The organism is Streptomyces sp. NPDC025651, from assembly GCF_055558735.1.
Genome location: NZ_JBVHLZ010000007.1, coordinates 7,163 through 18,487 on the forward strand (window position 1 = coordinate 7,163; position 11,325 = coordinate 18,487).

The window sequence follows — 11,325 nt, forward strand, 5'->3', positions numbered from 1 at the left end:
CGGCAGTCGTGTTCCGGGTCGGGTCACAAGGGCGGCGCGCAGGGCGTCCGGCCGGTGCGGATCACGACTCCCCCAGCTCTTCGTCGATCATTGCGAACACTTCGTCCTGGGAGGCGGCCTGCAGGTCCCAGCCCTGCGCGGCCCCCGCGCCCGAGGTGACGACCGAGTCGGGGCTGACGCGGCGCAGCAGCTTCTCCAGCCGCTCCGCCACCTCTCCCCTGGCCGGGTCGTCGTCGCGCAGGGTGGCCAACTCGACGTCCAGGCGGTCCAGTTCGGCAAGGAGCGGGCTGGTGGACGTCTCGTCGCCGCACAGCAGGTCGTGCAGGTAGGCGACGAGGTCGGCGACCGTCGGGTAGTCGAAGATGAGTCCCGCGGGCAGCTTGTGGCCGACCGCGTTGCCGAGCCGGTTGCGCAGCTCCACCGCGGTCACCGAGTCCAGGCCGAGCTCCCCGAACGGGCGGGCGAGCGGCACCGATTCGGCACCGTCGTGGCCGAGCACGGCGGCGGCGTGGGTGCGGACCGCCTCGCGCAGCACCCGGTCCTGCTCCTTGCGGGCCAGGCCGCGCAGGCGTTCGGCGAGCGCGGGGCCCGCCGTGCCGCCGGTGCCCGCCCCGTCCGCGCCCGTCTCCTGGGGGCGCTGGACCTCCGCGAGGCCGTACAGCAGGGGGCTGGGCCGCGCGGCGGTGTAGGCGAGCTGGAACTTGTCCCACTCGATGTCGGCGAGGACCACGAAGGTGTCGTCGCCGGCGAGCGCGCGCTCCATGGCAAGGGTGGCGCGCCGGGGGGACATGAGCGGCACGCCGTGCCTGCGCCGCAGGTCGGCGACGGCGTCCTTCTCCGCCATGCCGCCCTGGTCCCAGGCGCCCCAGCCGATGGAGGTCGCCACCTGGCCGTGGGCCCTGCGGTACCAGGCCAGCGCGTCCAGGTAGGCGTTGCCGGGCGCGTAGTTGCCCTGGCCCGCGGCGCCGAAGGTGCCGGCCGTGGACGAGAACAGCACGAACGCCGACAGGTCCGCGTCCGCGGTCAGCTCGTGGAGGTTCCACGCGGCGCCGGCCTTGGAGCGGAGCGAGGCCGCCACGCGGGGCACGGTCAGCGTCTCCAGCGGGCCGTCGTCCAGGGCGGCCGCGGTGTGGAAGACCGCGGTCAGCGGCAGCTCCCGCGGGATGTCGGCCAGCACGGCCGCCAGTGCGTCGCGGTCGCCCGCGTCGCAGGACAGGATGGTCACCCGTGCGCCCGCCGCGGTCAGTTCGGCCCGCAGCTCGTCGGCGCCGTCGGCCCCGGGGCCGCTCCTGCTCAGGAGCAGCAGGTGCTCGGCGCCGCGCTCCGCGAGCCAGCGTGCGATGTGGCCGCCGAGCGCGCCGGTGCCGCCGGTGATCAGGACGGTGCCCTTGGGGGTCTGCCAGGCGCCGCCGCGTCCCGCGGAGGCGGCCGTGCGCACCAGCCTCCTGGCGCGGACGCCGGAGGGGCGCACCGCGAGCTGGTCCTCGCCCGTCTCGCCGGTCAGCAGGGCGCAGAGCCGGTCGATGTCCCGCTCCCCCGGCTCGGCGGGCAGGTCGACCAGGCCGCCCCAGCGGTCCGGGTACTCCTGGGCCGCGACCCGGCCGAGGCCCCACACCATCGCCTGGCGGGGCCCGGTGAGTTCGGCGCTGCTGCCGGTGGTGACCGCGCCGCTGGTGACGCACCACATGGGGGCGGTGACGGCGGTGGTGGCCAGGGCCTGGATCAGCCCGAGGGTGCGGGTGAAGCCGAGGGGCACGCCGGGGTGCGCCGGGTGGGAGGCCTCCTCCCCTCCGGTCAGCGCGAGGACTCCGGCCGCCTGCTCGTGTCCTTCGACGGCACGCAGTCGTACGGAGATCTCGGCGACGTACGGGAGTTCGCCCGCGGTGGCGGCGTCATCGGCGTCCTCGGCACGCTCCGCGGGGAGCAGGACCTGGCGGACGGTGCCGCCGCGGCGTTCGATGCCCGCGCCGACGGCCCGTACCGACGGGTCGTCGGCGCGCTCCTCGGGCACGGCCAGCAGCCAGGTGCCCGTGAGGCGGGCCCCGGTGTCCTGGACCGGCGCCCACTCGATCCCGTAGCGCCAGGCGTCCACGGCGGACTCCTCGCGCTGCTTGCCGTGCCAGGCGGAGAGCGCGGGCAGGACGGTGGCGAGTGAGGAGCGCACGGAGTCGTCGGCCACGCCGAGCGCGGCGGCGAGCTCTTCGGTGTCGCCGCCGTCGACCGCCGTCCAGAAGGCGCCGTCGACGCCGGAGTCCGCGGTGCCCCTGGCGGGCGCGGGGGCGTCCAGCCAGTAGCGCTGCCGGTGGAAGGCGTAGGTGGGCAGGTCCACGGTCCTGCCGCCGTCGAAGGTGCCCGACCAGTCCACGGGGGCGCCGGCCACGAACAGTTCGGCGAGGGCGGTCAGGAGCCTGCTGCGGCCGCCGTCGTCGCGCCGCAGGGTGCCGGCGACCACGGGGTCGGCCGCGAGGTCCGCGAGGCTGGCCTCGATGCCGGTGGTCAGCACCGGGTGCGGGCTGACCTCGACGAAGACACCGTGGCCCGCGTCGGCGAGCGCCTGCGCGGTCTGCTGGAAGCGGACGGGCTCGCGCAGGTTGCGATACCAGTACTCGGCGTCGGCCGTGCCGTCCTCGAGGAGTTCGGCGGTCACCGTCGAGTACATCGGCACCTGGGCCGGGCGCGGCGTCACGGGAGCCGCGAGCTCCAACAGAGCCGCGCGCAACTGCTCGACCTGCGGCGTGTGGGAGCCGTAGTCCACCGGAATGCGACGGGCCCGTATCCCGTCGCGCTCGCAGGCGGCCATCAGCTCGTCCAGAGCCGCGGCCTCACCGGCGACGACCGTGGACTGCGGCCCGTTGACCGTGGCGACGCTGATGCGGCCCGCCCAGGGCTCGATCAGCTCCTCCGCGGCGTCCTCGCCGACCGGCACGGACACCATGCCACCCTGCCCCGCCAGCTCACGCCCGATCAGCTGGCTGCGCAGCGCGACGATCCGCGCGGCGTCCTGGAGGGAGAGCACACCCGCGACCACGGCGGCCGCCAACTCGCCCTGGGAGTGGCCCACTACGGCGGCGGGCTTGACGCCGTGCGCGCGCCACACCTCGGCGAGGGAGACCATGACGGCCCACAGCATCGGCTGGATCACGTCCACACGGTCCAGCGACGGGGCGTCCTCGCGCTCGCGCAGCACGTCCGCGGGCACCCAGTCGATGTGCGGGGCGAGCGCGGCCGCGCACTCGCCGAACCGCTCCGCGAACACCGGGGAGGAGTCGAGGAGTTCGGTCGCCATGCCCGCCCACTGCGAGCCCTGGCCGGGGAAGACGAAGGCGGTCCTGGTGTCGCGCGCCGCGGTGCCCTGGATCACGCCGGGGCTCTCGTCGCCGCGGCCGAACGCGGCCAGGCGCTGCAGCATTTCCTCGCGGTCGCGGCCGATGACGACGGCGCGGTGCTCGAATCCCGCGCGAGTGGTCAGGAGCGAGCGCGCGATGTCGACGACGGCGGCCTCGGGGGCGGCGCTCACGTGCGCGTGCAGCCGCAGGGCCTGCTCGCGCAGGCTCTCCGGGCTCTTGGCGGAGATCACCCAGGGCAGGTGGTCGCCGGTGTCCTCGGTGGCCTCGGGCTCGGGCTCCGGGGCGTGTTCGAGGATGACGTGGGCGTTGGTGCCGCTGATGCCGAAGGAGGAGACGGCGCCGCGCCGCGGCCTGCCCGTCTCGGGCCACGGCACGCTCGCCTCGGCGAGCCGCACGCCCGCCGAGTCCCACTCGATGTGCGAGGTGGGCTCGTCGATGTGGAGCGTGCGCGGCACGACGCCGTGGCGCAGGGCGAGCACCATCTTGATGACGCCCGCGACACCGGCCGCGGCCTGGGTGTGGCCGATGTTGGACTTCACCGAGCCGAGCAGCAGCGGCTTGTCCTCGGGGCGGTCCTGGCCGTACGTGGCGAGCAGCGCCTGGCCCTCGATGGGGTCGCCCAGCGGGGTGCCGGTGCCGTGCGCCTCGACGGCGTCGACGTCGGCGGTGGTGAGTCCGGCGTTGGCCAGCGCCTGGCGGATGACGCGCTGCTGCGCGGGGCCGCTCGGCGCGGTCAGGCCGTTGGACGCGCCGTCCTGGTTGAGGGCGGAGCCGCGGAGCACCGCGAGGACGGGGTGGCCGTTGCGGCGCGCGTCCGAGAGCCGCTCGACGACCAGCATGCCGACGCCTTCGGCGAAGCCCATGCCGTTGGCCTCGGCGGAGAAGGCCTTGCAGCGGCCGTCCGGCGAGAGACCGCTGATGCGGCTGAACTCCACCATCGGGCGCGGGGTCGACATGACGGTGACGCCGCCGGCGACCGCGAGCGTGCAGTCGCCGTTGCGCAGGGCGTGCGCGGCCTGGTGCAGGGCGACCAGCGAGGACGAGCACGCCGTGTCGACGGTGATCGCGGGGCCCTCGAGGCCGAGCGTGTAGGCGATGCGGCCGGAGGCGACGCTGTTGGCGCTGCCGTTGCCGAGGTAGCCCTCGTAACCGCTGAGCAGGTCGGGGAAGCGCGCGGCGTAGTCGTTGTAGATCAGGCCGGTGAAGATGCCGGTCGGGGTGGAGCGCAGGGCGTTCGGGTCGATGCCGGCCCGCTCCAGCGCCTCCCAGGTGGCCTCCAGGAGCAGCCGTTGCTGGGGGTCGGTGGCCTGCGCCTCGCGGGGCGACATCCCGAAGAAGCCGGGGTCGAAGTCCGCCATGTCGTGCAGGAATCCGCCGACCTTGGCGAAGTGCAGCTCGGGGGCCTCGGGGTTGTGCAGGTCGACGGAGTCCCAGCCGCGGTCGGTGGGGTAGTCGCCCATGGCGTCGCGCTCGTCGGTGAGCAGCTGCCACAGCGCCTCGGGCGAGTCGACGCCGCCGGGGAAGCGGCAGCTCATGCCGACGATGACGATCGGGTCGTCGCCGGACGCCACGGCCGGGGCGGCGACCGGGGCCGCGCGGTCCGGCGCGGCACCGGCGTCGACGCCGAGCCGCACGCCCACCTCGGCCGCGAGCGCGGCGGGCGTCGGGTGGTCGAAGACGGCGGTCACGGGCAGGCGCAGGCCGGTGGCGGAGCCGATCCGGTTGCGCAGTTCGACGGCGGTCAGCGAGTCGAAGCCCATGTCGCGGAAGGCCCGGTCGACCTCCACCGCCCCGGCGGAGCCGTGGCCGAGGACGAGGGCGGCCTGGGCGCGCACCAGCTCGGTGAGCTCGCGGTCGCGCTCGGCCGGGGCCAGCGCGGCGAGGCGCTCGCGCAGCCCGTCGCCGCCGCCCGCGGGCGTGTTGGCGGCGGCGCGCTTGACCGTGGTGCGCACCAGCGCGCGGAACAGCGGGGCCGGGGGCCGCTGTTCGCGCAGCGCGGCCACGTCGAGGCGGACCGGGACGGTGTACGGGTACGGGAGGCGCACCGCGGCGTCGAAGAGGGCGAGGCCCTCCTCGGTGGCCAGCGGCCGGATGCCGATGCGCCGCATGCGGTCCAGGTCGGCGGTGCCGAGCGCGCCGGTCATGGCGCTGCGGTCGGCCCACAGTCCCCAGGCGAGGGAGTGCGCGGGCAGGCCCTGGGCACGCCGCTGTTCGGCGAGGGCGTCGAGGAAGGAGTTCGCCGCCGCGTAGCTGCCCTGCCCCGCGGAGCCGAGGGCGCCCGCGGCCGAGGAGAACAGCACGAACAGGGCGAGGTCGCGGCCGCGGGTGAGCTCGTGGAGGTTCCAGGCGGCGTCCAGCTTGGGGCGCAGCACGGTGTCCAGGCGCTCGGGGGTGAGCGCGGAGACGATGCCGTCGTCGAGGGCTCCGGCGGCGTGCACGACGCCGCACAGCTCGTCGAGTCCGTCCAGGAGCGTGCCGAGGGCCGCGCGGTCGGCCGCGTCGCAGGCCTCGACGCGCACGGTGGCGCCGAGCCCGGCAAGGTCGGCGGCGAGCTCCCGGGCGCCGGGGGCGTCCTGGCCGCGGCGGCTGGTGAGCACGAGGTCGGTGACGCCGTGCGCGGTGACCAGGTGGCGGGCCACGGCGGAGCCGATGAGGCCGGTGCCGCCGGTGACCAGAACGGTGCCGTCGAGGGTGGTGCGCGTGTTGGTCAGGACGACCTTGCCGGTGTGCCGGGCCTGGCTCATGTGCCGGAAGGCCTGCGGGACGTGGCGGGTGTCCCAGGCGGTGACGGGCAGCGGCGCGAGCTCGCCGTCGGCGAAGAGTGCGGCCAGGTGCGTGAGCATCTCGCCGAGCCGGTCGGCGCCCGCCTCGCCGAGGTCGAAGGCCCGGTACCGCACGCCGGAGTGGGCGGCGGCGACCTCGTCGGCGTCACGGATGTCGGTCTTGCCCATCTCGACGAACCGGCCGCCGCGCGGCAGCAGCCGCAGCGAGGCGTCCACGTACTCCCGGGCCAGGCTGTTGAGGACGACGTCGACGCCGCGTCCCTCGCTCCGCTCCAGGAACCGGTCGGCGAAGTCCAGGCTGCGCGAGGAGGCGAGGCGCTCGTCGGCGACGCCGGTGGCGCGCACGGTGGGCCACTTGGCCTCGCTCGCCGTCGCGTACACCTCGGCGCCGAGGTGCCGGGCCAGCTGCACGGCGGCCATGCCGACGCCGCCCGCGGCCGCGTGGACGAGCAGGGACTCGCCCTCGCGGAGCTCGGCGAGGTCGTACAGCGCGTAGTAGGCGGTGAGGAACGCCGCGGGCACGGAGGCCGCCTGGGCGAAGGACCAGCCGTCGGGCATCGCCACGAGCATGCGGCTGTCGGCCACCGCCGAGGGCCCCGCGTACGAACCGGACAGCAGGCCCATGACGCGGTCGCCGACCGCGAACCCGGTGACGCCCGGGCCCACTTCGGTGACGACGCCCGCGCCCTCGCTGCCGAACAGCGCCTCGGTGTGGGGGACGACGCCCAACGCCACGAGGACGTCTCGGAAGTTGACGCCGGTGGCGCGTACGGCCACCCGGACCCGGCCCGCCGCGAGGGGCTCGGCGGCGCGCGGGGCGGCGGCGAGGCTCAGCCCGTCCAGGGTGCCCGCCGTGTCCAGGTCCACGCCCCAGACGTCCGCGTCGGGCAGGGCCAGGGTGCCGGCGCCGGCGGAGGAGACCCGGCCGAGCCGGGGCACGGACGCCGTTCCGGAGCGCAGGGCGAGGGCGGACTCGCCCGCGGCCACCGCACCGGCGACCGCGGCGGTCAGGGCGGCGGCGGACGCCGGGGCCCCGTCCAGGTCGACCAGCAGGAAGCGGTCGGGGTGTTCGGAGTACGCCGTGCGGATCAGGCCCTGCACGGCGGCCTGCCCGGGCTCGGGCCGCTCGCCCGGCGCCACGGCGGCACCGCCGCGGGTCACCACGGCAAGGCGCGCCTCCTCCAGCTCGGCGATGCCGAGCCACTCCTGCGCGGCGGCGAGCACGGAGGCCAGCAGCTCACGCACGGCGGCGGGGGTGTCCGCGGCCGACGGCGCCGGGCAGGGCAGGAGCACGGTCGCGGGCACGGCTCCGCCGTCCCGGACGCTCCCGGCGAGCGCGGCGAGGTCCTGGTGGCGCGGCAGTCCGAGTTCCGGCAGGCCGTCGCCCAGGACCACGGTCGACCCGGGGACGTCGGTGATGTCGCCGGAACCGCCCGACAGGGGCGTCCAGTTGACCTCGTACAGCGAGTCCACGCTCTGCCCTGCGAGCGCGTCGGCGGTGAGCGGCCGCGAGGTGATCGTGTCGATGGTGAGCACCGGAAGGCCGGTGCCGTCGGTCAGCCGCACCGCGAGCGAGTCGGCGCCCGTCGGCGTCAGCCGGACCCGTGCCGTGGTGGCACCGGTCGCGTGCAGGCGGGCCCCGGCGAAGGAGAACGGCATCATCCGCTCGCCGTCGCCCTCCAGCAGGGTCACGAGCCGTGTCTGCAGCGCGGCGTCGACCAGCGCGGGGTGCACCCCGAACCGCCCGGCGTCCCGCTCGGCGCCCTCCGGCAGCGCGACCTCGGCGAACAGCTCGTCGCCCCGCCGCCATACCGCGCGTACGCCCTGGAAGGTCGGACCGTAGCCGTAGCCGGTGGCCGCCAGGCGCTCGTAGAGTCCGTCGATGTCCACGGCCTGTGCCCCGGCCGGCGGCCAGGCGGCGTCGGCCGCGTGCTGCTCGTCGGCGGGCGCGGCGGTCAGCAGTCCGTCGGCGTGGCAGACCCACTCCGCGCCGTCGTCCTCCTGGCCCGGACGCACGGCGCGGGAGTGCAGCCGCACCGCGCGCCTGCCCTGCTCGTCGGGGGCGTCGACGGCGACCTGGATGTCGACCGCCGTGTCGCCGGTCGGCACGACCAGCGGGGCGTGCAGGACGAGTTCGTCGAGGAGTTCGCAGCCGACGCTCTCGCCCGCCCGCAGCATCAGTTCGAGCACGGCGGCGCCGGGCACGATGGCCCGGCCGAGCACCGTGTGGTCGCCGAGCCAGGGGTGGGTGTGCAGGGAGATGCGGCCCGTGGAGAGGTGGCCCTCGCCGTCCGCGAGCGCGATGCCCGCGGCCAGCAGCGGGTGGCCGAGCGCGGAGAGACCGGCCCCGGACACCTCGGCGGCACCGGCCGCGCCGTCCAGCCAGTAGTGGCGGCGCTGGAAGGCGTACGTGGGCAGGTCGACGCGCCGGGCGCCGCTGCCGCCGAACACGGCCTGCCAGTCGGGCTCCACGCCGCGCGCCCACAGCTCCGCGAGGGAGGTGAGGAAGCGCCGGGTGCCGCCCTGCTCGCGACGCAGGGTGCCGCCCGCGAAGACGTCCGTACCGACGGCCTCGCCGGTCTCCTCGACCGGAGACGTCAGCACGGGATGCGGGCTGACCTCGACAAAGGTGGTGTGACCCGAAGCGATCAACTCCCGCACCGTGTCGTGGAACCGCACCGGCTGCCGCAGATTACGGAACCAGTACTCCGCATCCGCCACACCATCCGCCAGCAGCTCACCGGTCACGGTCGAGTACATGGGTACGTCGCCCGAACGCGGCGTCACGGGAGCAGCCAGCTCAAGCAACGCGTCCTTCAGCTGCTCGACCTGCGGCGTGTGGGAACCGTAGTCCACCGGAATGCGACGGGCCCGTACCCCGTCGCGCTCACAGGCGGCCATCAGCTCGTCCAGAGCCGCGGCCTCACCGGCGACGACCGTGGACTGCGGGCCGTTGACCGTGGCCACACTGATGCGGCCCGCCCAGGGCTCGATCAGCTCCTCCGCGGCGTCCTCGCCGACCGGCACGGACACCATGCCACCCTGCCCCGCCAGCTCACGCCCGATCAGCTGACTGCGCAGCGCGACGATCCGCGCACCGTCCTCGATCGACAGCACACCGGCCACCACAGCAGCCGCCAACTCGCCCTGGGAGTGGCCCACTACGGCGGCGGGCTTGACGCCGTGCGCGCGCCACACCTCGGCGAGGGAGACCATGACGGCCCACAGCATCGGCTGGACGACATCCACACGGTCCAGCGACGGCGCGGTCGGCTCCTCACGCAGGACGTCGACCGGGACCCAGTCGATGTGCGGCGCGAGGGCGGCCGCGCACTGGGTGAAGCGGTGCGCGAACACCGGGGAGGAGTCGAGGAGTTCGGTGGCCATCCCGGCCCACTGCGAACCCTGCCCCGGGAAGACGAACACCACGCCGTCACCCTCGTCGGCCCGCACCCCGGACACCACACCCTCGGCGGGCTCCCCCGCCGCCACCGCCTCCAACGCGGCCAGCAGCTCCCCACGGTCCGCCCCCAGCACCACAGCACGGTGCTCAAGACCCGCACGCGAAGACGCCAACGACCACCCCAGGTCGGCGACCGAGGCCTCGGAGGAAGCCACGAACTCCCGCAGCCGCTCCGCCTGTCCGCGCAGACCCGCGGCCGACCGCCCCGACAACACCCACGGCACGACACCACCGTCGGAGACGAGTCCGGCAGGACCGGACGCGACCTCGGCCTCGGGGGTCTCATCGGCAGGGGCCTGCTCGACGATGACGTGCGCGTTCGTCCCGCTCACACCGAACGACGACACACCCGCACGGCGCGCCCGGCCCGTCTCCGGCCACGGACGCGACTCGGTCACCAGCTCCACGGCGCCCGCGGTCCAGTCCACGTGCGGCGTCGGCTCGTCGACGTGCAGCGTCTTCGGCACCGCGCCGTGCCGCATCGCCTCGACCATCTTGATGACGCTCGCCACGCCCGCCGCGGCCTGCGTGTGGCCGATGTTGGACTTCAACGAGCCGAGGTAGAGCGGGACTTCACGGTCCTGGCCGTACGTGGCGAGCAGGGCCTGCGCCTCGATGGGGTCGCCCAGGGCCGTGCCGGTGCCGTGCGCCTCGACCACGTCGACGTCGGAGGTCTTCATCCCGGCGCTCGCCAGGGCCTGCCGGATCACGCGCTGCTGCGCGGGGCCGTTGGGCGCGGTCAGACCGCTGGAGGCGCCGTCCTGGTTGACGGCCGAGCCGCGGATCACGGCGAGGACCTGGTGGCCGTTGCGGCGCGCGTCCGAGAGCTTCTCGACCAGCAGCAGGCCCACGCCCTCGGCCGCGCTCATGCCGTCGGCGGTGGCGGCGAACGCCTTGCAGCGGCCGTCCCGCGCCAGGCCCTGCTGCCGGCTGAACTCCGTGAAGAGGTCGGGCGTCGACATCACCGCGACGCCGCCCGCGAGCGCCATCGCGCACTCGCCCTGCCGCAGCGCCTGCACCGCGAGGTGCAGCGCCACCAGCGACGACGAGCACGCCGTGTCCACCGTCACCGCGGGACCCGTCAGACCGAAGCTGTACGCGATGCGGCCCGAGGCCACACTGCCCGCGGTGCCCGTCATGGCGTGGCCCTCGACCTCTTCGGGGATCGCGGGCAGCCTGCTGCCGTAGTCCCGGAAGCTGGAGCCGATGAAGACGCCGGTCCTGCTGCCCTCCAGGGCGTCGGGCGCGATGCCGGAGCGCTCGAACAGCTCCCAGGAGGTCTCCAGGAGGAGCCGCTGCTGCGGGTCCATCGCGAGGGCCTCGCGCGGGGATATCCCGAAGAAGTCGGCGTCGAACTCCCCCGCGTCGTGCAGGAATCCGCCCTCGGCGACGTACGAGGAGCCGGGGCGCTCCCCGGTCACGTCGATCAGGGACGCCGGGTCCCAGCCGCGGTCGGCGGGCAGGCCCGTGATGGCGTCGCCGCCCTCGGAAAGCAGCCGCCACAGGTCCTCGGGCGAGGCCACGCCGCCGGGGAAGCGGCAGCTCATCCCGACGATCGCCACCGGCTCGCTGCCGGCCGACTCCACGGCCTTCAGCCGTGACTGGGTCTCCTTCAGCTCGGCGGTGACCCGGGTCAGATAGTGGCGGAGCTTCTTGGCGTCATCCATGCTTGCGTGTCCCCCGAGGGTGAGACGGAAGTGTGCGTGCGCCCGCGGGAAGGCGCTGGTCAGAG

1 protein-coding gene is annotated in these 11,325 nt (G+C 75.2%); it reads right to left on the bottom strand.

The features are described from left to right. Positions 1–61: 61 nt before the first annotated feature. Positions 62–11,260, bottom strand: coding sequence for a type I polyketide synthase (locus ACZ4D5_RS24180; RefSeq protein ID WP_467774490.1), 11,199 nt, complete (start codon positions 11,258–11,260; stop codon positions 62–64). Positions 11,261–11,325 lie beyond the last annotated feature (65 nt).